The organism is Marinobacter vulgaris (genome assembly GCF_003344045.1).
GTDB lineage: Bacteria > Pseudomonadota > Gammaproteobacteria > Pseudomonadales > Oleiphilaceae > Marinobacter > Marinobacter vulgaris.
Genome location: NZ_QFWX01000002.1, coordinates 420429 through 442967, shown reverse-complemented (window position 1 = coordinate 442967; position 22539 = coordinate 420429). Strand labels below are relative to the sequence as shown.

Below are 22539 nucleotides of genomic sequence, written 5' to 3'. Positions count from 1 at the left end.
CCCGTCGTGCTCCCTACCCCTCTTCTGCAGGCCATTTATTGTCTGGTTATCCGGACCCCAGTCTTTCCGATTTCCGTGGTGCCTTAAAATTAAGCGTATTATCAATGCCTTGTCATTTTGGCACAGGATGCGCATTGACCGGATCGTGTTTATTGAGGATCAGGTGCGGATTCCGGACTGAGCCGTCAACGGGCGGGCCGGTTTAGCTCCCGGTCGGCATTATTTGCCCCCTTTCCGGGGGAACCATATACTTCGTCACTGCCCCCGGTTCGCCGGGCGCCATGGATATTGCCATGTTTAACATCCAACCCGGTGGTACAGGGTACATGACCGAGCTGTTTAGTGAGACCAACAGGAATGGCCTGACCAGGGACCTGATCGAAGCCGTGTTTCCCATGTTTGAGGAGGCCAGCGCCGGTGCAATTGCGGTGGATCGGGAAACCCGCATTACCTGGATCAACAGCAGTTACTCTCACCTGCTTGGCCTGGGAGACCCCAAGTCCGTCATTGGTAAGCTGGTCCGTCAGGTAATCCCCCAGACCCGTATGCCGGAGGTGGTGGAAACGGGCAAACCGCTGTTACTCGATATCATGGAGCACAATAACCAGCAGCTGGTGGTGACCCGGTTACCCTTCTATGACGACGATGGTCACATAATGGGTGCTGTGGCGTTTGTTCTCTACGATGACCTGCAACCGCTGACCCCGCTGGTGGCCAAGTACCGGCGCCTGCACCAGGATCTGGCGGCAGCCCGCAAGGCATTGGCCAAAAAGACGCGGGGAACCCGCTACAACCTTGCCGATTTTGTCGGCGCCAGCCCGGCAGCGCTGGAGGTCAAGCGACGGGCCCGGCTTGCGGCCGGCCGTGACATGCCCGTGTTGTTACTGGGTGAGACCGGCACGGGTAAGGAAGTGCTGGCGCAGGCGATCCATGCCGTATCAACGCGCGCAGAGAAGCCGTTTGTGGGGGTGAACGTTGCCGCCATCCCGGACAACCTGCTGGAAGCCGAGTTTTTTGGCGTTGCGCCAGGCGCTTATACCGGGGCTGACCGCCGCACCCGTGAAGGCAAATTCCAGCTGGCCGATGGCGGAACCCTCTTCCTTGACGAAGTCGGGGACATGCCGCTGCCGCTGCAGGCAAAACTGCTGCGAGCGCTGCAGGAGGGGGAAATCGAACCCCTGGGCTCAAACAAGATCGCGACGGTGGATGTGCGAGTTGTTGCCGCCACCAGCCGCAATCTGGAAACCATGATTGCCACCGGGGAGTTCCGCTCGGACCTGTACTATCGGCTGAACGTGCTGGAGATACCCATACCACCGCTTCGGGACAGACTGGCGGACCTGGGCGTCCTGTGCGAAGCCTTGCTGGGCGAGATATGCGACGGTCAGGAGATGAGAGGGGAGATCACCGATGCCGGTGTGGCTGCATTGGGTGGCTATGATTGGCCGGGCAATATTCGTGAACTGCGCAATGTTCTGGAACGGGCGATGACCATGGGCGAGGATGGCGGTTTACTGGACGCTGACGCCATTTTCAAGGTTTTGCCCCGCAGTGGCACTCGACCGGTTTCTTCGCTGGTTTCGCAGCCAGTCAGGCCCCTTGCAAAAACCCTGGCAGATGCAGAATCCCAGGCCATTGAAGAAGCGCTGGTAGTGAGCCGCGGCAACCGGACCCGCGCCGCCAAGTTACTGGGCATCTCACGCTCAGTGCTTTATGAAAAATTGGCCAGAATGTCCTGAAATCAGGACATGTGTCCAGTTATCAGTACAAACCGCTACGACTGACGTCTATAGTTGTCCGGGAGTCCGCACACTTTTTTGGGTTCTGTCTTTTTAAAAATTTTTATCTTGTTGATAAATATAATAAAAAAATGATTGGCATGGAGTCTGCTGACTCCCGGCCGCAGGACGTCAGAACAACGCAGAAAACAAGGCTGGCGCTTTCGTTGGACCCGAAAATATTTTTTTGTCCGTCTCGTTTCCTGCGATGTCTGACTACACTCAGATCAGGCCTGTCGGGAAAATCCCTGTTGGCCGAATACAACAACAATGCTAGGAGACTTGCAAATGAAACTCTTCAAGGCCCTTACCGGTATCGCCGGTGCGATCGCCCTGACTACCGGATCGGCTGTCGCAGATGACCTGCGCTGGAAAATGCCGGTCGCCTTCGCTACCAATCTGCCCGGCTTGGGTTCACCTGCCGCGTGGGTAGCTGACAACCTCAACACCGCTTCCGATGGCAGCATCCAGGTTCGCGTCTACGAGCCCGGCAAGCTGGTACCAGCTTTCGATATCCTGCAGTCGGTTTCCGATGGCAAGGTCTCGGCCGGTTATACCTGGATCGGTTACGACCAGGGTAAGGTACCTGCGATTCCCCTTTTCGCGGCTGTGCCCTTCGGCATGAAGCCGTGGGCCTATACAGCCTGGTATTACTACGGTGGCGGCCATGAGATGCTGCAGGAAGTCTACGCTAACAAGGGCTTCGATGTGCACGCTCAGCTATGCGGCATTATCGGGCCTGAAACAGCGGGCTGGTATGCGGAGCCGATTGAGACACTGGAAGACTATGAAGGCCTGAAGATTCGCTTCGCGGGACTGGGTGGCAAGGTTCTGGAAAAACTGGGAGCCTCCGTTACCATGATGCCTGGTGGTGAGCTCTACCAGGCGCTGGAGAAAGGCACCATCGATGCCACCGAATTCTCCATGCCGGCCATTGACCAGCTCCTCGGTTTCGACCAGGTGGTCAAGTACAATCTGTTTCCGGGCTGGCACCAGCAGTTCACAGCCCAGTACATGCTGATCAACCAGGAAGAGTGGGACGCAACCACCGACGCACAGAAAGCAATGGTTGAGGCCTCATGTACTGCGGCGACCACGCTTGGCCTGGCCGAGGGTGAATACAAGAACGGCAAGGTGCTGGCGGAATTCCAGGAACAGGGCGTCAATGCTGATCAGATTCCCCGTGATGTTCTCGAAGAGCTGAAAGCGGTCACCGACGAAGTAATGGAAGAAGAAGCCTCCAAGGATGCCGACTTCAAGCGAGTTTACGAAAGCCAGAACGAGTTCATGGAAACCTATAAGATTTGGGACGAGCGCGCCTACGTTCCGTCCGATCTTTAAGGTCTAGGGCTGCCTTCGAGACACCGGTTCTAGTACCGGTGTTTTCTGATCAAGTCTGGATGGCCCTTCGGGGCCATCCTTGTTTTATAAACGGCATTCTGAGCGAGGAACTGCTGTATGACGATGTCAGATAAAGACTTGCCGCAGAGTGAGCGGGCATCGGTTTCCGACGCCCAGGAATTTCTTCATCATCACACGGAATTACCTACCACCCGGGTCAGTCGGGGTGTGGATCTAGTGATTTCCGGGATTGGCAAAACCGCGTCCTGGATGTGGCTGATTGTCACTGGTGTGATCATTTATGCCGTGATTGGCCGCTATGCCTTTGACGTGGGTTCTGTGACGCTGGAAGAAGTCCAGTGGCACCTGGCTGGCACAGGCTGGTTGTTGGGCCTGGCCTATACGCTGGTGGTTGATGGTCACGTAAGAGTGGATGTGCTCCATGAACGCCTGTCCCTCAAGGGCCAGGCCTGGGTTGAGTTGTTTGGCCTGATCTTTCTGTTGCTACCGTTTCTCGGGCTGGCAGTCTGGGAAATGTTCCCCTACGCCTATAGCTCCTGGCAGCAGGGAGAAACCAGTCAGGCACCTGCCGGGCTTCCGTACCGCTGGGTTCTCAAGGGCATCGTGGCATTGTCGTTTTCTCTTCTGATTCTGGCTGCACTATCCCGTTTGCTGAAAGTTACCGCACTGCTTTTCGGCTTTCCGAAGCCAATCCGGGTCGAGTCCGGGAATAACAAGAAAGAGGATGTGTCCTGATGGAGCTTGAAACGCTATTTGTAATCGGCATGTTCCTCACCTTCGGGGCGCTGCTGATGACCGGCTATCCTGTCGCCTGGGTACTGGGTGGTACCGCCGTAATCTGGACTGTGATTGGCGTCATCGCGGTGGAAAACTTCGGTGCTAACCTCTGGTTCGATTATCAGTCTTCAATGGGCCTCGTCCCCGAGCGGATATGGGATGTCGTAAACAGCGAAACCCTTGTTGCTCTGCCCATGTTCATATTCATGGGTATCATGCTTGATCAGTCCGGCGTAGCCGAGCGGCTGATGAACGCCATGGTCAAACTCTTTGGCGCGGTTCGCGGTGGCTATGCGGTCACCGTGATTGTCATCGGCGTACTGCTGGCTGCCACCACCGGTATCATCGGTGCATCTGTTGTGCTTCTGGGCATGCTTTCCCTGCCGGTAATGATGGAGAACAAGTACGACAAGGGATTTGCCGTGGGCACTGCCTGCGCCACCGGCACCCTGGGGATCCTGATTCCCCCGTCCATCATGCTGGTGTTGATGGCAGATCGGCTGGCAGTACCGGAGGCGTCGGTGGGCGATCTGTTTATGGGGGCGTTCTTCCCCGGCCTGATGCTGGGCGCCATGTACGTGGCGTATGCCATTATCCGTCCCATGCTGCAGCCTCACATTGCTCCGGTGCCGGCAGGTACGGAGAAAGTATCCTGGAGTATTGTCTGGGAAGTGGCCAAAGCGGTGGTGCCTACAGCTGCACTGATTCTGGGTGTGCTTGGTTCCATCTTTGCCGGTATAGCCACGCCGACGGAGGCTTCCGGCGTTGGTGCCCTGGGCGCTCTGGTACTGGCCCTGATATCGGGCCGCCTGAACCTGAAAGTGCTCAACTCCTCGATGCAGCAGACAACCCGCACAGCGGCTTTCATTTTTGCCATTTTCCTCGGCGCAACGGCGTTCTCCGTTGTGTTGCGTGGTCTGGGCGGCGACCAGGTCATCGAGGACGCACTGCTGGGGCTGCCGTTCGGTCCCTATGGCGTGATACTGACCATTCTGTTTGCGGTATTCCTGCTTGGTTTCTTCCTGGACTGGGTTGAGATTACCTTGATTATCCTGCCGCTGGTGGCGCCGGTGGTGCAGACCCTGGGGTTTGACCTGGTGTGGTTCACCATCCTCTTCGCCATGTGTCTGCAGACATCGTTCCTGACGCCGCCGGTAGGCTTTGCCCTCTTCTATATCAAAGGTGTCGCGCCGCCGGAAATCAATGTGATGGACATCTACAAGGGTGTTATACCCTTCATCATCATTCAGCTGGTGGGACTGTCGATCGTCTTCCTGGTGCCCGAGATCGCGACCTGGCTGCCCGGTGTGGCTTACGACTAAGGAGATAATGAAATGCGTCTAGAAAACCGAGTAGCCCTGATTACAGGGGCGGGCCGCGGAATCGGCCGAGCTATTGCCGAACATTTCGCCCGCGAGGGGGCCAGAGTTGCCGTTGCTGATCTTGATCTGGCAGGAGCCCAGGAGGTAGCCGACGCCATTGAAGCAAATGGCGGAAGCGCCATGGCCCTGGCGATGGATGTGACCAATGAACAGGCCGTGGATGAGGGTGTCACTGCCATTGTGCAGCGCTGGGGCGGCCTTGATATTGCCCTTGCCAATGCCGGCATCCAGCACATCGACCCCCTGCACAAACTGGCTTTTGCCGACTGGAGCAAGGTGATGAGCGTCCATCTGGACGGTGCCTTCCTGGTGACCCGCGCCGCGCTTAACCAGATGTACGCCGGTGGCGGCGGTACCATCCTGTATATGGGTTCCGTGCATTCGCTGGAAGCCTCGCCGCTGAAGGCGCCCTACGTGGCGGCCAAACACGGCATGCTGGGATTGTGCCGGGCCGTGGCGAAGGAAGGGGCCGAGCACGGTGTTCGCAGTAACATCATCTGCCCAGGCTTCGTCCGCACGCCGCTGGTGGACAAGCAGATTCCCGAGCAGGCGAAGGAACTGGGTATTTCCGAGGAGGAGGTGATCAGCAAGGTGATGCTGAAAAACACGGTGGACGGCAAGTTCACCACCCTGGAGGATGTATCGGAGCTGGCAGTGCATCTGGCGGCCTTTCCCTCGGCGGCCCTGACCGGCCAATCCATTGTGGTCAGCCACGGCTGGCATATGCAGTAAGCAACAGGAGAGACGGATGAGCAACACAGAACAGTCACCGGTAGTCTGGTCTCCCTCGGAAGACACGCTGAAAAATTGCCAGATGGGGCGTTTCCAGACCTGGCTGGAGCAACAGGGGTTGGGCCCGTTTGCCGATTACCATGCCCTGCATCAGTGGTCGATTGATGATCTGGACACGTTCTGGCAGAAGGTCTGGGACTATTGCGGCCTGGTATGCGACACCCCGGCCGAAAAGGTGCTGGGCAAGCGTGAGATGCCCGGCGCCGAGTGGTTTCCGGGTATGAAACTCAATTTTGCCGCGAACCTGCTGCGGCTGGCCGAGGGTGACCACGCTGATCATGAAGCGGTCGTGGCCTATTGCGAAACGCGCCCGGTTTTGCGTCGTACCTATGCGCAACTGAAAGCCGATACCGGGGCGCTGGAAGCCTTCCTGCGCCAAAAGGGCATCAAGCAGGGTGACCGGGTCGCCGGCGTGGTTACCAACGGCTACGAAGCCCTGACCGGCATGCTGGCTGCCACCAGCCTTGGCGCGATCTGGAGTTCCGCGTCCCCGGATTTCGGCGTTGGCGCTATTCTGGACCGTTTTGGCCAGATCGAGCCTGCGGCGCTGATCGTGGTCAATGGCTACGGCTACGGCGGCAAGGTCTTCAGCCGCCAGCACGATTTTGCCAGCCTGATAGACGGGCTGCCAACACTGCGTTGTGTGGTCAGTATCGAACAACTGCCGGGCGAGCCTGCGATCGCCGGTGACAAGGTCACCCACTGGGACGATGCCCTCGCCGAGGGCGCGGGCCAGGCGCCTTCCTTCACCCCGCTGTCGCCGGATCACCCGGTGTATATCCTTTATTCCTCGGGTACCACCGGCAAGCCCAAGTGCATCGTCCACGGCAATGCCGGGCTGTTGGTCAATCACGCCAAGGAACTGATGCTCCATGGTGACGTGGGCCCGGATGACCGCTTCCTCTACTTCACCACCTGCGGCTGGATGATGTGGAACTGGCAGGCTTCGGCCCTGCTCACCGGCGCCGCCGTCATCACTGTCGACGGCTCCCCCGGTTACCCGGACCTCAACTACCTTTGGCAGGTGGTCGCCGACGAAAAAGTCACCCACTACGGCACCAGTGCCCGCTTTATTGCCGGCTGTCGCAAGGCCGAACTGGCCCCGGCGAAAACCCTGGACCTGAGCGCTTTGCGCGTGGTCTTTTCCACCGGTTCACCCTTGTTGCCGGAAGATTACGACTGGGTTTACAGCGATGGTTCCCCTGACGTGTTGCTGGGCTCTATCGCCGGCGGCACCGACATCTGCGGCTGCTTCGTGGGCTCCACCCCGCTGCTACCGGTACGCCGTGGGGAAATCCAGTGCCGTTTCCTGGGCGTTGACGCCGCAGCCTACGGTGATGATGGCAAACCGGTCAGCTCTGGTCGCGGTGAGCTGGTATGCCGACAGCCCCTGCCGTCCATGCCGGTGTGCTTCTGGGACGACCCCGGCAATGAGCGCTACCATGCCGCCTACTTCGATACCTTCCCCGGTGTCTGGGCTCACGGTGACTTCATCGAATTCACCGAACACAGCGGCGCCATTATATACGGCCGCTCCGATGCCACACTCAACCCCGGCGGCGTGAGAATCGGCACCGCTGAGATCTACCGCCAGGTGGAAACCGTGGCCGAGGTAAAAGACAGCCTGGTCGTCGGGCGGCAGATCGAGGGTGATGTGGAAGTGGTTTTGCTGGTAGTGCCGGCTGAGGGCGAGGCCCTTACCGACGAGCTCCAGAAAAACCTCAAAACCCGCATCCGCCAGGGCGCCAGCCCCCGCCACGTGCCGAAGCACATTATCGAGGTGCCGGACATTCCGTATACGCGCAGTGGCAAGAAGGTTGAACTGGCAGTGGCCCGGCTGATCAACGGTTCATCCAAAGCAGATAACCGCGATGCACTGGCGAATCCGGAGGCGTTGGACCGGATTGGCAAGTGCCTTGATGAGGCGGGATTGTTGCCGAAGGGGTGAGTCTGCCGAGCGCTGGAGGTGGGACCCACCTCCAGCGCGATACTCCCGAATCAAGCCGTGGCCTAAATGTCCGAAAGTTTCGTAAATTCCTGCCTTTTCATCGTTCTGTAAAGGGTTTTGGCGCATTTTTAGTCGGTTCTAATACTAAGATCGTAACCGGAAATCGCAAAAAAATGCTATCTTAGTAGCCCTATCAAAAGTTCCCGAATCAGTCATTGCTCAGGTCGGGCGTTCACAAGACACCTGACCCTGCCATGACCGTCCTGAACTCACTCAATAGCCTGAGGACGAAAATGACGTCATCCAAAGCAAAGATCATCTACACCCTGACGGACGAGGCCCCAGCCCTCGCGACCCGGTCACTGCTCCCTATTCTCGAAACCTACGCCAAGCCCGCGGGCATCGAATTTGAGACCAGCGATATTTCCCTCGCGGCGCGTATTCTGGCGTTGTTTCCCGATTACCTTGAGGAAGACCAGCGAGTTCCGGACGACCTCAAGGCACTGGGGGATTACACCAAGGATCCTGAAGCCAATATCATCAAGTTGCCCAACATCAGCGCCTCCATTCCTCAGTTGCGGGCGGCCGTTGAGGAGCTCAGAGAGCAGGGTTACAAGCTTCCCGAGTTCAAGGAAAACCCGCAGACCGACGAAGAAAAGGAAATCCACGCCCGTTACTCCAAAGTCCTGGGCAGTGCCGTTAACCCGGTATTGCGGGAAGGCAACTCAGACCGTCGCGCCCCGACAGCGGTGAAAGCGTTTGCCCGCAAACATCCCCACACCATGGGTGAGTGGAGCCCGGCGTCACGCACCCACGTGGCCCACATGCGCGGTGGCGATTTCTATTCCAACGAGCAGTCAGTAACCCTCGACAAGGCTACCACTGCTCGCATCGTCTTCGAGAATGCCAACGGCGAGCAGACCATACTGAAGAGCGAGTTGCCATTGCAGGATGGTGAAGTGCTGGACGGCATGTTCATGAGCTGCAAGGCCCTGCGCAAGTTCTTCGAAGACTGTATTGAAGACTGTGAGAAAACCGGCGTGATGTTCTCCCTGCACGTCAAGGCGACCATGATGAAGATCTCCCACCCGATCGTATTCGGTCACGCGGTGAAGATTTTCTACAAGGAGCTTTTTGACAAGTACGGCGAGCTTTTTGACGAACTGGGTGTTAACCCCAATAACGGTCTGTCCAGTGTGACCGAGAAGATCAAGCAGCTGCCGGAATCCAAGCAGGAGCAGATCCTGGAAGACCTGCACGCCTGTTACGAGCACCGCCCGGAAATTGCCATGGTGGACTCGGTGAAAGGCATTACCAACCTGCACGTGCCCAGTGATGTGATCGTGGATGCCTCCATGCCGGCGATGATCCGTAACTCCGGTAAGATGTGGGCCCGGGACAACAAGCTCAAGGACACCAAAGCGGTGATGCCGGAGAGCACCTACGCCACTATCTACCAGGAAGTGATCAACTTCTGCAAGACCCACGGCGCCTTTGATCCAACCACCATGGGCACCGTGCCCAACGTTGGTCTGATGGCCCAGAAGGCCGAAGAATACGGCTCCCACGACAAGACCTTTGAAATCAAGGAAGACGGTATCGTTCGTGTCATTGCCGAGGATGGCACCGTGCTGACCGAGCACAAGGTCGAGAAGGGTGATATCTGGCGCGCCTGCCAGACCAAGGACCTGCCGATCCGCGACTGGGTCAAGCTGGCGGTGAATCGTGCCCGTGCCACCGGCATGCCGGCGCTGTTCTGGCTGGACGACGAGCGCCCCCACGATGCTGAGTTGATCAAGAAAGTGGAAATGTACCTGAAGGAGCACGATACCGAAGGGCTGGAAATCCTTATCAAGTCTCCGGTACGCGCCATTCGCTGGACCATGGAGCGGCTGATCCGTGGCCTGGATACCATCTCGGTCACCGGCAACGTGCTGCGGGACTATCTCACCGACCTGTTCCCGATTCTGGAACTGGGCACCAGTGCCAAGATGCTCTCCATCGTGCCGCTGCTCAATGGCGGTGGTCTTTACGAGACCGGTGCCGGCGGTTCCGCACCGAAACATGTTCAGCAACTGCTGCAGGAAAACCACCTGCGCTGGGATTCGCTGGGTGAATTCCTGGCAACCGCGGTTTCCCTGGAAGAGCTGGGCGAAAAGCAAAGCAACGAGCGTGCCCGCTTGCTTGGCCTGACTCTGGACAAGGCCACCGAGCGCCTGCTGGAGAACAACCAGTCACCGTCGCGCAACACCGGTGAGCTGGACAACCGCGGCAGCCATTTTCATCTGGCGCGGTACTGGGCGGAAGAACTGGCAAGCCAGGACGACGACAAGGAACTGAAGGCCTTCTTCGAGAAGTTGTCAAAGCAACTTGAAGATAACAAGGACAAGATCCTGGAAGAAATGAGCGTGATCCAGGGTCATCCGGTCGACATCGGTGGTTACTACCATCCGCCGGCCGAGAAGGTCTGCAAGGTCATGCAGCCGAGCGAGACTTTTAACAAGATCCTGGCCGATGCCAAGGCCTCGGTGAAGTGATCCAGAGTTAGGCTGGCCGGGGGGCTTAACCCGGCTGACTAAAAACCGGACAGCTCGAAAGGGCTGTCCGGTTTTTTTTGGCTGCGCGCGGCGGGAACGTAAGGATTTGCAATGAAACCTCGACGCGTCGTTCCCCAGTGACTAACTTCAGGGTATGTCGTAATCTTTAAAGTTCTTTTGATGTGTGGACCACCAGGGACACAGCTGAAATCCGGGAATATAAGCTTCAATGGACACACTGAAAGGGCGTCACACGCCCCTGCGCCGATCCTTGTGGGCTGTCGGCGTCTATCTGCTGGCGGGCGGGTTATGGATTACCTTTTCGGATTATCTGGCCGGGCAATGGTTTCCCGATCCGGAAACGTTGAATCGGGTTCAGACCTACAAGGGCATACTGTTTGTTCTGGTAACGGCGCTGGTGCTGTTTCTGGCACTGATGCGGCAGTTCAGCAGCGACCGGACCATATTGTCACTGCATCACCATCAGCGTGAAGAAATTCGGGAGCTCAACCAATTCCGCGAAAGCGTGATAGAGCGGGCAAATGTCTGGATCAACGTGCTCGACCCCTCAGGCCGCATTGTGCTCTGGAATACGACCGCTGAGGAGATCACCGGTTACCGCCGTGAAGAGGTTCTCGATTCAGACCGGATCTGGCAGTGGCTGTATCCGGATGCCGATGACCGGGCAAGAAACCGTGCCCGGGCGGAGGAAATACTCCGGGATGAGGGCGAACTGGTCGGTTATGAGAGCTGTATTACCACCAGGGACGGGCGTCAGCGCCGGATATCCTGGAATGCCCGCAGCCTCAGGAATGAAAATGGCGAAAAAGTCGGTGCGATAGCGATTGGCCAGGATGTCACTGATCTTCGCGAGGCGGAAATGACCATCCGCCAGCGCGAACGCCAGCTGTCGACGCTTATGGATAATCTGCCGGGTATGGCATACCGGTGTCGCTACGATGACCATTGGACCATGCTGTTCGTGTCCAGTGGATGTCGTGAACTGACCGGATACGAGCCCGATGAGTTGGTGAACAACCACAGGGTCAGCTACGCCGAACTGATTGCCGATGGCGGTAATGGAGGTGTCCTGCGGGCGGTGGAGTCGGCGATTGGCAACGCCGAGTCGTTTTCCATCGAGTATGCCATTGATCGCAAGGATGGACGGCGTATATGGGTCTGGGAGCGGGGTAGAGCGGTTGAGGATAATGGTGATCTCGTGCTCGAAGGCATTATTCTTGATATTTCCGATCGCAAGAAGCTGGAGAACGAGCTATCGGAGCTGGCGACGCGTGATCCACTGACGGGTCTGTTTAACCGCCGTGAAATGACCCGGCTGCTGGATGAGGAAGTGGCGCGTGCCAAACGCTATGGTCGTGCCTTGTCGCTATTGTGGATCGACTTCGATCACTTCAAGGAGATTAACGATGAGTACGGCCATGCGGCCGGGGACTCGGTGTTGAAAGCCACCAGCGCACTGCTGGCGGACAGTGTCCGCAGCGTTGATGTGATCGGCCGTTTCGGAGGGGAGGAATTTGTTATTCTGCTGCCGGAAATGGATCGGGCGGAGGCATGGGAGACCGCCGAACGCCTCCGCACCCTGATCAGAGAAACCCCGCAGCCCCTGGGAGATGGCAGAACGGTGCCACTGACCATCAGCATCGGTGTGTCGGTGTTTCCGGATCATGGCACTGATTCACACACTCTCTGTGCCGAGGCCGACAGGGCGATGTACCAGGCCAAATCGAGCGGCCGCAACCGGGTGGTTCTGGCGCCCCTGGTCCAAGAAGCCCATAATCCGTAGTTAACTATCACAACCAGAGGTTAGCGATGAACCGACTTGCCCGCCGAGCCCTTCATACCTGTGCCGTCCCCAGTGACCTGGCCTCCGTTACCAGCCGTGATGTGGACGGTGAGCGGCCGGAACGGGTGGGTGTGAGCCCGGAAGTCGTCGAAGACATCTGGCGCAGCGTCGAGAAGCTATACCGCACCGGTGTGCATCCGGGGTTACAGTTGTCAGTCAGGCATCGGGGCGAGCCGATTCTGCATCGTGCTATCGGCCATGCCACGGGTAACGGGCCCGGCGATGGGCCCGGCGCGATAAAAGTGCCCATGACCACAGATACCCCCATCTGCTATTTTTCCGCCTCCAAGGCGGTGACCGCCCTGTTGATGCATATCCTGGCAGAGCAGGGACTGGTTAACCTGATGGACCCGGTGTCCTACTACTGTCCGGAGTTCGCCGGTGGCGGCAAGCGCACCATTACTGTCCACCAGATTCTTTCCCATCGCGGCGGTATTCCCGCGATTCCCCGGGAGACACCGATCGACGTGCTCTGGGACCGGGATGAAATCTGGCGGTTGTTGTGCGAGGCAAAACCGGTGGGAGTCGACGGTGCCAAGGTGGCTTACCATGCCATTACCGGCGGTTTCGTGTTGCAGCGGGTGCTGGAAAAAGTCACCGGCAACACGATCGAAGCCTTTATCGACCGTTATTTGCGCAAGCCCATGGGCATGCGCTGGTTTACCTATGGCATAGCCCCGGAACACGTCTCGGAGCTGGCCACTAACTACGCCACTGGCCCGACGCCGCGCTTTCCGGTGTCCTGGGTTGTCAATCGTGCCCTCGGTGGCGATATCCGCACCGTTGAGCGGGTGGTGAATGATCCTCGCTTCCAGGAGGCGGTGATTCCGGCCGGTAACCTGTGTGGAACGGCGGAGGAGATGGGTCGGTTTTTCCAGATGATGCTCAATGGGGGCGTCTGGAACGGCAAGCGGATCTGCAGCGAAATGACCGTCAGGCGGTGCGTTCAGCAATTTGGTTCATTGCAGATTGACCGTACCATGATGATCCCCATGCGCTTCAGCGCGGGCATGATGCTGGGTGGAAATCCCCTGGGCTTATGGGGGCAGAGCAGCCGTTATGCCTTTGGCCATGTGGGACTGATCAACAAATTATGTTGGGCAGATGCCGCCCGGGATATATCCGTGAGCCTGCTCAACACAGGCATACCGATTGTGGGGCACCATATTCCCGCCCTTGCCCGGTTCATCTACACCGTATGTGATCGTTTCCCCCTGATCCCGGAGAGTCAGAGACCCATGGTAGCCGCCTGAAAGGGACCTACATGGTGGCCAGCTGTGCCTCGAGAATGCCCAGTACTGATGACAGGATATCGCGGAAGTCTGTCAGTGTCTGGGTTCTCTGGATAACGTCTTCCCGGTTTTCGTCGAGCCGCTCCAGCTTGGGCACCACCCGTCGAATACCTTCGGTAATGACTTCGTAGGGGTAGTGGTGGTCCATGATGCTGAGCTTGTTCATCTCCGCCACTTCCTGGCTGAAGATACTGATGATGTCGTACAGCATGTCCTTGTGTTGAATGGAGCTGGCTTCCCAGTAGGCATCATCAAGCAGTTCCAGCAGGGAAAGGTATTCCCGCAGTGTATCGGCGACCGAGGCCTGGCTCATCGTTGTATTCCCCGCTTTTTGAATAGGCTCTGCAGGAAACTATAGCAGGGGTTCGTGCGTAAGGTCTTAGTGCAGTGTTGTGACACAGGGAAAACCTATGAAGTCCGATTCAATTTTATTGAACTTTGTCTGACAATTCTGCAGAATTGTTTCGAACCTCGCTAAAAAGTAAGGAAAAGAGGTTCAGATGTATCGATCATAGCTGCTCAGTGGAAGAGGACGATCATGGACAAACACGCCGATTTTCCGGAAGGGACTTTTCAGCCAAGGTCCGTAAATCTTGATCAGCATGACAGTGTTCGCTCCCATGTATGCCAGCAGATACGCTCGGAAGTGGAGCAGCTAGAACGCCGTATCGAAAGCCTGCGGCTGACCGATGCCCCCCATGCGGCGATCATGATTTCCACCTATGAGCGGATGATCGACCGCAAGAAGGGCTTTCTCAGGCACTGGAACATGCTGGGCAGCGCCAGTTACTGAGGGCGTTCTGTTATGCGACCTGCCGCGCAATCCAGGAGTTGTATTTAGTGGCAAGCGCCCTTACATAGCGGGCCTCAGCGTCGTTCATATCGCCCAGTACGCCTTTGAGGATCCAGCCCCTTTCGTACACGCCCAGTACCCGCTGTTCGTCATCTAGCTTGACCCGTTGATTCAGTTTCTTGCAGATCGCATCCAGCAGCGGCAGCTTTTCGGGGCGCCTGATAGGCCCCATGCGGCTGCTTGCCGGCTGGTTTGCTGCTTTTGTTGGATGTCTCTTCATGATCTTCTCCTTGTCATTTTGCGGCTGCAAAAACAAAACCCCGGAGCCTTGGGCAACCGGGGTTTTTGCGAAGAAGCTCGCCCGGTCGCTGCAATGGCTCCCGGGACTGAACCGAAAGCCGTCAGATAGTTTTCACCATGGTGTCGGTGCACATCCCGCTGTTACGGCGTGCGATGGTTTCAATCACTGGATGTTCCTGGTTCGTCGACATATCGTCTGGCTCTTTGCCGGTGCGACCCACCGGATCTTTGTGCTTCGGTACTTCATTCAGTGTATCTCTTGCGCAAGGCTTTGCAAGAGGCCTAGTGCTTCGGCAAACCCCTACAGACGCGTCCGGAAGAACTGCCTACCATTCGCCTCGTCACGTGTTTTACGTTGTGCAATCCTCCGGTGCCCACCTTTTGTATGTGGCGCACTGTTTGGATCTCTCCTTTATACGCAGCCCAATGGGCTGCGTTTTTTTTGCTATTGTGGAAACTTCGTAGCCACTACTTCGTACAGACGTTGCGGTGATTTCCGGCGATAATTCGCACACTAATCAATAGTTATTATCGCCAAATCCAGAGGTTGAAACCGAAGCAGATGTCCGACGAAAATGGATCAGCACAAGCCAGATTCCAGACCCATGCCATTGTAGAAGTCGTTTTGCTGCTGGTATTGCTTGCCTACATGGGCCTTGCCCAGAGCCGAATGGTGGGAGACGACTTTGCCTTTACCGTTGTTGGCGCCGCGCTGATGGCGCTGGTGACCTACTGGACGCTAAGCACACTGCGGGACGGGCTGGAAGTGATTGCCATCAGAGTCGACCGCTCAAAGCACTGAACCGGACGCCAGCACCTGAATTTTCTCCCAGGTCTTGTGCAGGATCAGGGCATCGTTGGCAGCCCGGTGTACCGGTAGTCCCAGCCGGCTGATCACCTGCTGTCGCGACGATGTCCATAGCCTCACCTGATTGGCGTCCAGCAGCATGGAGATGGACTCCAGCTGGAACTCTGCACGGATATTGGCGGCGCGAAACAGCCGGTGTAACCAGAAACTGTCGAACGTCCAGGCGTCACAGAATACCGGCCCTGAAAGCAGGCGGTTGAGGCTGGCTGCCACCTCGGAAACCGGGATGCCTTCCTGCTCCAGGGTTTGCCGGGTGATACCATGAATTTTTTCCGCACTCTCCGACCAGTCCTGCCACAACACATGAGGCTGAATCAGCCAGCTATGCAAGGCGCCGTCAGGTAAGCAGATACCGACCTCAATGGGGTAACTTGCGATCAGGTCAAGACTGGATGCCTCGAAGTCAATAAACGCTGGGCTGGATTCGGTTATCATTCCGTCAGATTTTTGTTAGTGAGCCGTGTCGTGAGTTTACCCGCCCACTCCCGTAGACGCGAACCCATGATGACATTCCACTGTTACAATATGTCCACGGGTGTTAGCTCACCCACGTTTAAAACCCCTGAAGGCCCCGAGGGCCTCGGGAACTGGACCGGGATTCCCTGATGACCGATACCGTTGTTGTGATTTACTCCGGGGGCATGGACTCCTTCACCCTGCTCCATCTTGCCCGTGCTCGCGGGTACTGGGTTCATGCCCTGTCGTTTGATTATGGGCAGCGCCATGTACGCGAGCTGGAGTGCGCAAGGGACGTGTGCGCCGAGCTGGGTATTCCCCATAAGGTGATCGATATACGCGCCCTTGCCGAGGTTATGTCCGGATCCGCGTTGACCGATAACGTGGCTGTGCCTGAGGGTCACTACGAAGAAGAGAGCATGAAAGCCACTGTTGTACCCAATCGCAACATGATCCTGTTATCGCTGGCCACCGGCTATGCGGTGACTGCGGGGGCTGAGGCGGTCTGGTATGGCGCCCATGGCGGGGATCACGCGATCTATCCTGACTGCCGGCCCGAGTTTGTGCAAAAGATGGACGCGGTTTGCCGGGTCGCCAATTATCAGCCGGTGGGCATCGACGCGCCGTTCATGGGGTCTGACAAGGGCGCCATTCTTGCGGAAGGCGTGAAGCTGGGGCTCGATTACTCCCGGACCTGGACATGCTACAACGGGCGCGACAAGGCCTGTGGCCGTTGCGGCTCCTGTGTGGAGCGTCTCGAGGCCTTTGCTGAAAATGGCCTGACAGACCCGCTCCCTTACGAGGTGGCACGCTGATGTATCGGGTGAAAGAGGCCTTCTACACGCTGCAGGGGGAAGGTGCGCAGGCCGGCCGTGCGGCGGTGTTCTGCCGTTTCAGCAAATGTAATCTCTGGACCGGACGGGAAAAGGACCGGGCCAGTGCGGTATGCAATTTCTGTGATACGGATTTTGTCGGAACCGACGGCCAGAATGGTGGCCGGTTCGAGACCGCGGACGCGCTGGCAGCCCATATCCGCAGCCTTTGGCCGGACGCCCCGGGTCAGCCTTATGTGGTCTGTACGGGCGGCGAGCCGCTGCTGCAACTGGATGAAACGCTGATCGATGCGTTCCACCGGGCCGGCTTCGAAGTGGGCGTGGAGACCAACGGCACGCTTCCAGCGCCCGTCGGCATCGACTGGCTGTGTGTCAGTCCCAAGGCGGACGCGCCGGTGGTGCTGCGTCAGTGCGATGAACTCAAACTGGTCTATCCGCAGCCGTTGGCGATGCCCGACCGTTTCACCGATATTCAGGCCAGCCACTATTTTCTTTCCCCCATGGCTTCACCGACTGTTGCAGAAGCCGACTCCGATCCCGTGAAACAGAGTAATACCCGTAAGGCGACGGATTACTGCCTGGCCCATCCGCAGTGGCGGTTGACCCTGCAGATGCACAAGATTATCGGCATCGACTGATCCCCCGGGAGAGATTACAGGGCCAGGTCGGTAATCACCGGATCGTGATCTGATGAGCGCCAGGGCTGGTTTTCAGGTACCGGGATCGGACCCTGGTAGCCCAGCGCCCGGGGCTCGTCGGCATTGATCGACCAGATGCTGGCGCCGACAACGCTCCCGGCCAGCCCTTCCGACGCCAGGCTGTAATCAAGGGTGCCGCCCCTGCCCTGGTAGCGATAACTGGTCTGTTCGCAGCTGGTTTTGCTGCAGTCATGGAATAGCCGGACGGCATTGGTGTATCCCGCCTCAGCCATCAGCTGCAGGGGGAGTTCCCGGGCATAGCTGTTCAGATCGCCAGTGACCAGCGTACCTGCCAGATTCCCGGGTCGTGGCAGTGTCTCAATCCATCGGAGGATGGCCCGGGTTGCCTGCTCACGGCTGTGGCTGTAGCAGCCCTGGCCATCGTGCCGGTTACGGTCAGGGCCTTTGGCGCCGCGACAGGCTTTGGATTTCAGGTGAGGTGCGACAATTCTCAGGGCGCGCTCACTGCCCGGTTGCCGGAATACCTGGGCAACGGGTGGCCGGCCCCGGTGGCTGAAAGGCACTGAGCTCAGGCGGCTGGCCTTGCCCTGGGCTGTTACCCGATCACGGCGGTACAGCAGGTCGCTGCGAATGGCATCGCTGCCGGTCTGGCTGTCGGCCTTTACGTAACGCCAGTGCTCACCCAGGGCATCGGCCAGGTCTGCTATCGCACTGTCACGGCCGTAGCCATCGTTTTCCACTTCTGTTACCGCAATGATGTCGGGGTCAGGCGCCCTTAGTGCGCTTGCCAGCCGGGCCAGCTGCCGTTCGAACTGTTGGCGGGATTTCGCTCCCCGAGGTGCCGGGAAGCCGCCGCCCTGGCCGTTGCCATTGAACAGGTTACCCAGATTCAGGGTGACCACTCTGAGCGTTGAGCGTTCTTTTGGAGCTGAGGGCTCTTCAGAAGCGGAGGGCTCTGGCCGTTGCGGTGGAGCTGGCCGGGGGTTTGCGCTCTGGAACGCGGGAGGCGACAGGGGTTGCAGGCGCCAGGCGTCGAAGCGGAAATCCAGTACTCCGGACAGCTGGCTTACGCGATCACCGGTGCGAACAGTATGGTTGGCCGAGAGGTTTCCCGTGGGCCAGGGTACTGGCCGCGGATCCCGCGTCCCTTTGCCGTCATCAAGCAGCAGCCGGTTTCGCTGCTGGAACTGGAAAAGTGCCTCGGCAGCCGCCCCGGGCGCCATGAATTCCGTCGGTATGGTCTGGTCGCCGGCGGCCAGTGTCAGTTCGCCGTAGCGCGCCAGGTTGTAGTGATCAATCACCGTCAGGTTACCCGCCATGGTAACCCGCATATTCTCGAGGTGTTCTGGTGGTTGGTTGTCAGGCCAAGGCAGCGTGACGGGGACCGGTGCCGGTGGGTTTCCAGTGCCGCATACCACCAGGGTGGTAATCTCGGTGAGCTCGGTCAGGCCGTGAAATTCTTTCACCCGACCCGACACGCGCACCCGCTCTCCGCGGCTGCCGGTAGCACGGCTGGTGTAGACAAACAGGGCTTCGGAGGTGTTCGGGTTGTCGTCGGTCTCGTGATCGGACTGTTGCAGGTAAAACCCATGGAATCCGTCTTTGTGACGGGCGTCCATGGTAATCACACCTTCTACGGTGACTGCCTGGCCGGCAAGGGGCGAGTCGGTGCCCTCGCCCTGGACCCGGGAAATGGCCGTCGCGGCATCACCGCAGGCCCCTGCGGTGGCCATACCGGGTAGCCAAAGCAGCAAGGCAGAGATGAGGAGCTTTTGAATGGATGCACGGAATCTGGTCACCCGCGCAGTCTAGCAGAGGCCGGCCACCGCTTTAATAGCCCGTTCGCGGGCGGACTCGGCGATGCCGAGCTGCTCTTCGTTGGCCAGCTCCAGTTGTTGCACCATCGGATCGGGATGCTGACTGTCGGCACCGAGCCCAAGGCGCGACAGCAGGTAGGGAGCCAGGGCTGCCCGGGTGGTGAATTCCAGGCGGTCATCCGTCATGCCGTAATCGGCAGCTATGATCTCCTGCTGAGCCTTGTTCAAACGGCTGTCCGGTACCATAACCAGGGCAATCTGGCGGTTCCAGTCGTCATCATGCTGGCTGGTATGGCGGCTGCGCTGGCGGATGGTTTCCGGTTTGCCGCGGAAGCGACTGAGAGCAAAGTCACGGAACTCACGGTTGGAGTCGCACCAGGCGCGCAGATGCCAGCTCTGGCCCACGCAGACAAGCGTGTGGGGCTCAAGGGTGCGTTGTGAAATCCCGGCCGGGCTGAGCGAGGCGTAGTCAGCTTTCATTACCCTGCCATGCCGGGTGGCGGTGACCGCTGCCCGCATGACCTCCGGTTTAACAACCCGCTGCGGGTCCCGGACAATGGTGCTGTCCGGCAGGCTGATGTTCAGTGATTCAAAGGTGTCGCTGAGGCTTTTCTGTCGCGCCAGCAGATCCTGGTATTCGCTGGCATGCCCGGCAGTAACCACGGGGCTGAATTCCGGGGAGGGCACGTAGCCTTTCAGGTGGCGATCGTAAACCAGATTATCTGGCGCCAGTTCTCGCAGGTAAGTGTTGATGTCCTTGGAGGCCTGCTGACGCCCGATGCCAAAGCTGTGGCAAATGTGGTTGGTGGTGAGCCGTCCTTCCCAGAGGGCGATGATTTCAATCAGCCGGTAGCGAAGCAACAGATCCCACCGAATGGGCCAGTCCGTTTTTTTCATAACCAGGCGCTCATGGTTGGCGTGGATTGCATGAGTTGAGAGACTCGCGGGTTAAAATAGGCAGCAAAATAAACGACTTCATGTTAACCCTTCAGCTCGCCTGCGTGTGTTACGTCACCTTAATGTAAAATAATGTTAAATCCGGTAACTGAAGCGTTGCAAGTGGTATTTCAGGTTTCGGCAAATGCCTAGTGGCGTGATTGTCACAGCCCTGCTTTAATTCACGGTTCGGCAATGTTCCGGCGTTGCTGCTATTTTCTGCACACCTGTAACCACCTTTTTCACATTCGCCGGAGCCCGTCTGATGACCCGCATGGTCACCTCACTGTCAGCGCTTATCCTCAGTATAGTCCTGTTGGTCAGTGGCAACGCTTTTTTAATGACGCTGCTGGGTGTCCGCCTGAGTATTGAAGCGGTTTCACCTGATATTATCGGCTGGATCCTGGTGTGCTATTCCATTGGCTTCGTCCTGGGTACGCTCTACGTGCACCACATCATCGGACGCGTCGGGCATATTCGGGCGTTTGCGGTGTTTGCGGCCATGGCAGCGGTGTGTGCGCTGCTGTATCCCATGGCTGTGTCAGAACTTTTCTGGGCACTGCTGCGCGCGCTTTCCGGTTTCAGTGTGGCCGGCGTCCTGGTGGTTATCGAAAGCTGGTTCAGCAGCCGCGCCACCAATGCCAACCGTGGCGCGTTGTTTGCCATCTACCAGATTGTTTTCTACCTGTCCGCAGCCGGTGGTCAGTTGCTGATCAATGTCGGCGAGCCTTCCTCATTCATTCCATTCTCGCTGGCTGCTGTGCTACTGACCCTGGCCCTGGTGCCATTGTCACTGACACGGATGGATGCGCCGGTGATCGAGCAGCATGGGCGCCTGTCATTCTTCACGCTTGCCAGGGAGTCGTTTACCGGGGTGTCCGGGGCGCTTGTCTGTGGTGTGATGATCGGTTCCTTCTATGCGCTGGGCCCGGTATACGCCACGCTGGTTGGCCTGGAGGTCAGCCGGGTGTCCACTTTCATGGCCAGCGCCATCGTTGCAGCGATGATTCTGGCATGGCCCCTGGGGCTGGTTTGTGATCGCTTTGATCGTCGCCGGGTGATGTTCTGGGTTGCCGTGATGGCAGGTCTGTCGGCGGTGACCGTTGGTGTCTTCGGTGCCGAGCGGATGTGGCTATTGACCCTGATGGTCGGACTTTTTACGGGCTTGTCCGCCACGCTTTACCCGATAGCAGTGGCCATTACCAATGATCGGATGGAAAGCAACCGCATTGTCTCCGCCAGTGCCACTTTGTTGCTGAGCTATGGCGTAGGCAGTGTTGTCGGGCCTGTGGTAATGGCGCAGTTGGTAAATGTGCTGGGTCCCCAGGGGCTGTTTTTCGGCAATGCCGGGTTCCTGGCGGTGCTGGCGGTGATTACCAGTTATCGGATTAGCCATACCGATGATGTGCCGGTGGCGGATCAGGAGCACTTTATTCCTGCCATGCCGGAATCCTCTGTTGTACTGACGGAAATGGATCCGCGGAACGAGGAGTTCCAGGAGTCTCCGGAAGTAGTGGAAATGCAGGAAGAGCAGCGCCACACAGGCTGATCATCGCGGGCTCTCGGTTTTCCCCGATTTTGTTCGTCTTGCGCATCTGTTTTTATTTTAATGGTTAGCTTACTATTGGTAACACTATTCATCACAACGATGTTAAACAGTGGTATCCGTTACAACCGTAAGCCGTCGATATCCTTTACTGGAGTTGCAGACCATGAGAGATCAGTTTCCCTTTGCCGTAGCCAGGGTAACCCGGCGCTGGCGCAAGTTGCTGGACGAGCGCCTTAAAGATCTGGGTGTGACCCAGGCCCGCTGGACCACCATGGTCTATCTGCAAAAAGGCGGCGAAGGTTTGACCCAGCGCGAACTCGCCCGCCTGATGGCGATTGAAAACCCGACACTGGTGCGACTGCTCGACAGCCTGGAGCAGCAGGGCCTGATCGAGCGCCGCCCCTGCCCGAACGACCGCCGTGCCCGGCGCCTCCACCTGACACCGGATGGCACTGAATTCATGAATGTGCTGACGGCCCGGGCCGCGAAGCTGCGTGAGGAAATGCTGGAAGGCGTCAGTGATGAGGAAATCGAGAGCGCCGTGAAGGTCTTTCACAAGATCATGGAGAACGCCGAACGCCAGAAATAACCGTGTG

At 58.0% G+C, this 22539-nt stretch carries 20 protein-coding genes; 15 read left to right on the top strand and 5 right to left on the bottom strand.

Annotation, left to right across the window (positions count from 1 at the left end; genetic code table 11):
• The first annotated feature begins 326 nt into the window (after positions 1–326).
• The 9 genes from DIT71_RS05255 to DIT71_RS05215 all read left to right on the top strand — a co-directional run bounded on the left by DIT71_RS05255 (position 327) and on the right by DIT71_RS05215 (position 13693).
• A complete protein-coding gene (locus DIT71_RS05255) occupies positions 327–1739 on the top strand; it encodes a sigma-54 interaction domain-containing protein (protein WP_114612346.1) in 1413 nt (470 codons plus the stop codon).
• A 327-nt stretch (positions 1740–2066) separates the two neighbouring features.
• Positions 2067–3119, top strand: coding sequence for a TRAP transporter substrate-binding protein (locus DIT71_RS05250; protein ID WP_114612152.1), 1053 nt, complete (start codon positions 2067–2069; stop codon positions 3117–3119).
• A gap of 117 nt (positions 3120–3236) precedes the next feature.
• Positions 3237–3875 (top strand): TRAP transporter small permease subunit, encoded by a 639-nt coding sequence (locus DIT71_RS05245; RefSeq protein ID WP_114612151.1) that lies wholly within the window; start codon positions 3237–3239, stop codon positions 3873–3875.
• Positions 3875–5239, top strand: coding sequence for a TRAP transporter large permease (locus DIT71_RS05240; protein WP_114612150.1), 1365 nt, complete (start codon positions 3875–3877; stop codon positions 5237–5239). The genes DIT71_RS05245 and DIT71_RS05240 overlap by 1 nt, the downstream gene beginning before the upstream one ends.
• 12 nt (positions 5240–5251) lie before the next feature.
• Positions 5252–6031, top strand: a complete 780-nt coding sequence (locus tag DIT71_RS05235) for a 3-hydroxybutyrate dehydrogenase (RefSeq protein WP_114612149.1) — start codon at positions 5252–5254, stop codon at positions 6029–6031.
• A 16-nt stretch (positions 6032–6047) separates the two neighbouring features.
• A complete protein-coding gene (locus tag DIT71_RS05230) occupies positions 6048–8039 on the top strand; it encodes an acetoacetate--CoA ligase (RefSeq protein WP_114612148.1) in 1992 nt (663 codons plus the stop codon).
• A gap of 293 nt (positions 8040–8332) precedes the next feature.
• Positions 8333–10576 (top strand): NADP-dependent isocitrate dehydrogenase, encoded by a 2244-nt coding sequence (locus DIT71_RS05225; RefSeq protein ID WP_114612147.1) that lies wholly within the window; start codon positions 8333–8335, stop codon positions 10574–10576.
• Between the two features lie 229 nt (positions 10577–10805).
• Positions 10806–12380 carry a sensor domain-containing diguanylate cyclase gene (locus DIT71_RS05220; RefSeq protein ID WP_114612146.1) on the top strand — a complete coding sequence of 525 codons (1575 nt, stop codon included), beginning with the start codon at positions 10806–10808 and terminating at the stop codon, positions 12378–12380.
• Positions 12381–12406: 26 nt separating this feature from the next.
• Complete coding sequence (locus DIT71_RS05215; protein WP_114612145.1) at positions 12407–13693, top strand: serine hydrolase domain-containing protein; 1287 nt, start codon at positions 12407–12409, stop codon at positions 13691–13693.
• Positions 13694–13700: 7 nt separating this feature from the next.
• Here the strand turns inward: DIT71_RS05215 and DIT71_RS05210 are convergent, their stop codons facing one another.
• Positions 13701–14045 (bottom strand): hypothetical protein, encoded by a 345-nt coding sequence (locus tag DIT71_RS05210; RefSeq protein ID WP_114612144.1) that lies wholly within the window; start codon positions 14043–14045, stop codon positions 13701–13703.
• Between the two features lie 225 nt (positions 14046–14270).
• Here DIT71_RS05210 and DIT71_RS05205 point away from each other — a divergent pair, with 225 nt between their 5' ends.
• Complete coding sequence (locus DIT71_RS05205; protein WP_114612143.1) at positions 14271–14525, top strand: hypothetical protein; 255 nt, start codon at positions 14271–14273, stop codon at positions 14523–14525.
• Between the two features lie 10 nt (positions 14526–14535).
• On the opposite strand, the gene DIT71_RS05200 is transcribed toward DIT71_RS05205, so the two are convergent.
• Positions 14536–14805 (bottom strand): hypothetical protein, encoded by a 270-nt coding sequence (locus tag DIT71_RS05200; protein ID WP_114612142.1) that lies wholly within the window; start codon positions 14803–14805, stop codon positions 14536–14538.
• A 582-nt stretch (positions 14806–15387) separates the two neighbouring features.
• Here DIT71_RS05200 and DIT71_RS05195 point away from each other — a divergent pair.
• Positions 15388–15627: a hypothetical protein gene (locus DIT71_RS05195; RefSeq protein ID WP_114612141.1), complete on the top strand. Its 240-nt coding sequence runs from the start codon at positions 15388–15390 to the stop codon at positions 15625–15627.
• Here the strand turns inward: DIT71_RS05195 and DIT71_RS05190 are convergent.
• Entirely contained in the window at positions 15616–16128 is a 513-nt protein-coding gene (locus tag DIT71_RS05190; RefSeq protein ID WP_114612140.1) for a 3'-5' exonuclease, read from the bottom strand. The genes DIT71_RS05195 and DIT71_RS05190 overlap by 12 nt on opposite strands.
• Positions 16129–16298: 170 nt before the next feature.
• Here DIT71_RS05190 and queC point away from each other — a divergent pair, with 170 nt between their 5' ends.
• Positions 16299–16964 (top strand): 7-cyano-7-deazaguanine synthase QueC, encoded by a 666-nt coding sequence (gene queC / locus DIT71_RS05185; RefSeq protein WP_114612139.1) that lies wholly within the window; start codon positions 16299–16301, stop codon positions 16962–16964.
• Positions 16964–17620 carry a 7-carboxy-7-deazaguanine synthase gene (gene queE, locus DIT71_RS05180; RefSeq protein ID WP_114612138.1) on the top strand — a complete coding sequence of 219 codons (657 nt, stop codon included), beginning with the start codon at positions 16964–16966 and terminating at the stop codon, positions 17618–17620. The genes queC and queE overlap by 1 nt, the downstream gene beginning before the upstream one ends.
• Positions 17621–17634: 14 nt before the next feature.
• Here the strand turns inward: queE and DIT71_RS05175 are convergent, their stop codons facing one another.
• Together DIT71_RS05175 and DIT71_RS05170 are read right to left on the bottom strand one after the other, a co-directional pair.
• Positions 17635–19374, bottom strand: coding sequence for an ExeM/NucH family extracellular endonuclease (locus DIT71_RS05175; protein WP_114612137.1), 1740 nt, complete (start codon positions 19372–19374; stop codon positions 17635–17637).
• Positions 19375–19449: 75 nt separating this feature from the next.
• Positions 19450–20355 carry a helix-turn-helix transcriptional regulator gene (locus tag DIT71_RS05170; RefSeq protein ID WP_114612136.1) on the bottom strand — a complete coding sequence of 302 codons (906 nt, stop codon included), beginning with the start codon at positions 20353–20355 and terminating at the stop codon, positions 19450–19452.
• 304 nt (positions 20356–20659) lie between these two features.
• On the opposite strand from DIT71_RS05170, the gene DIT71_RS05165 reads away from it, so the two are divergent.
• Positions 20660–21943: an MFS transporter gene (locus DIT71_RS05165; protein WP_114612135.1), complete on the top strand. Its 1284-nt coding sequence runs from the start codon at positions 20660–20662 to the stop codon at positions 21941–21943.
• A 163-nt stretch (positions 21944–22106) separates the two neighbouring features.
• Positions 22107–22532, top strand: a complete 426-nt coding sequence (slyA, locus tag DIT71_RS05160) for a transcriptional regulator SlyA (RefSeq protein WP_114612134.1) — start codon at positions 22107–22109, stop codon at positions 22530–22532.
• The last annotated feature ends 7 nt before the right edge of the window (positions 22533–22539 follow it).

Excerpts from the sequence above, each read along its gene's own strand:
- DIT71_RS05255 (WP_114612346.1), top strand. The coding sequence starts at position 327 with ATGACCGAGCTGTTTAGTGAGACCAACAGGAATGGCCTGACCAGGGAC.
- DIT71_RS05250 (WP_114612152.1), top strand. The coding sequence starts at position 2,067 with ATGAAACTCTTCAAGGCCCTTACCGGTATCGCCGGTGCGATCGCCCTG.
- DIT71_RS05245 (WP_114612151.1), top strand. The coding sequence starts at position 3,237 with ATGACGATGTCAGATAAAGACTTGCCGCAGAGTGAGCGGGCATCGGTT.
- DIT71_RS05240 (WP_114612150.1), top strand. The coding sequence starts at position 3,875 with ATGGAGCTTGAAACGCTATTTGTAATCGGCATGTTCCTCACCTTCGGG.
- DIT71_RS05235 (WP_114612149.1), top strand. The coding sequence starts at position 5,252 with ATGCGTCTAGAAAACCGAGTAGCCCTGATTACAGGGGCGGGCCGCGGA.
- DIT71_RS05230 (WP_114612148.1), top strand. The coding sequence starts at position 6,048 with ATGAGCAACACAGAACAGTCACCGGTAGTCTGGTCTCCCTCGGAAGAC.
- DIT71_RS05225 (WP_114612147.1), top strand. The coding sequence starts at position 8,333 with ATGACGTCATCCAAAGCAAAGATCATCTACACCCTGACGGACGAGGCC.
- DIT71_RS05220 (WP_114612146.1), top strand. The coding sequence starts at position 10,806 with ATGGACACACTGAAAGGGCGTCACACGCCCCTGCGCCGATCCTTGTGG.
- DIT71_RS05215 (WP_114612145.1), top strand. The coding sequence starts at position 12,407 with ATGAACCGACTTGCCCGCCGAGCCCTTCATACCTGTGCCGTCCCCAGT.
- DIT71_RS05210 (WP_114612144.1), bottom strand. The coding sequence starts at position 14,045 with ATGAGCCAGGCCTCGGTCGCCGATACACTGCGGGAATACCTTTCCCTG.
- DIT71_RS05205 (WP_114612143.1), top strand. The coding sequence starts at position 14,271 with ATGGACAAACACGCCGATTTTCCGGAAGGGACTTTTCAGCCAAGGTCC.
- DIT71_RS05200 (WP_114612142.1), bottom strand. The coding sequence starts at position 14,805 with ATGAAGAGACATCCAACAAAAGCAGCAAACCAGCCGGCAAGCAGCCGC.
- DIT71_RS05195 (WP_114612141.1), top strand. The coding sequence starts at position 15,388 with ATGTCCGACGAAAATGGATCAGCACAAGCCAGATTCCAGACCCATGCC.
- DIT71_RS05190 (WP_114612140.1), bottom strand. The coding sequence starts at position 16,128 with ATGATAACCGAATCCAGCCCAGCGTTTATTGACTTCGAGGCATCCAGT.
- queC (WP_114612139.1), top strand. The coding sequence starts at position 16,299 with ATGACCGATACCGTTGTTGTGATTTACTCCGGGGGCATGGACTCCTTC.
- queE (WP_114612138.1), top strand. The coding sequence starts at position 16,964 with ATGTATCGGGTGAAAGAGGCCTTCTACACGCTGCAGGGGGAAGGTGCG.
- DIT71_RS05175 (WP_114612137.1), bottom strand. The coding sequence starts at position 19,374 with ATGGCCACCGCAGGGGCCTGCGGTGATGCCGCGACGGCCATTTCCCGG.
- DIT71_RS05170 (WP_114612136.1), bottom strand. The coding sequence starts at position 20,355 with ATGAAAAAAACGGACTGGCCCATTCGGTGGGATCTGTTGCTTCGCTAC.
- DIT71_RS05165 (WP_114612135.1), top strand. The coding sequence starts at position 20,660 with ATGACCCGCATGGTCACCTCACTGTCAGCGCTTATCCTCAGTATAGTC.
- slyA (WP_114612134.1), top strand. The coding sequence starts at position 22,107 with ATGAGAGATCAGTTTCCCTTTGCCGTAGCCAGGGTAACCCGGCGCTGG.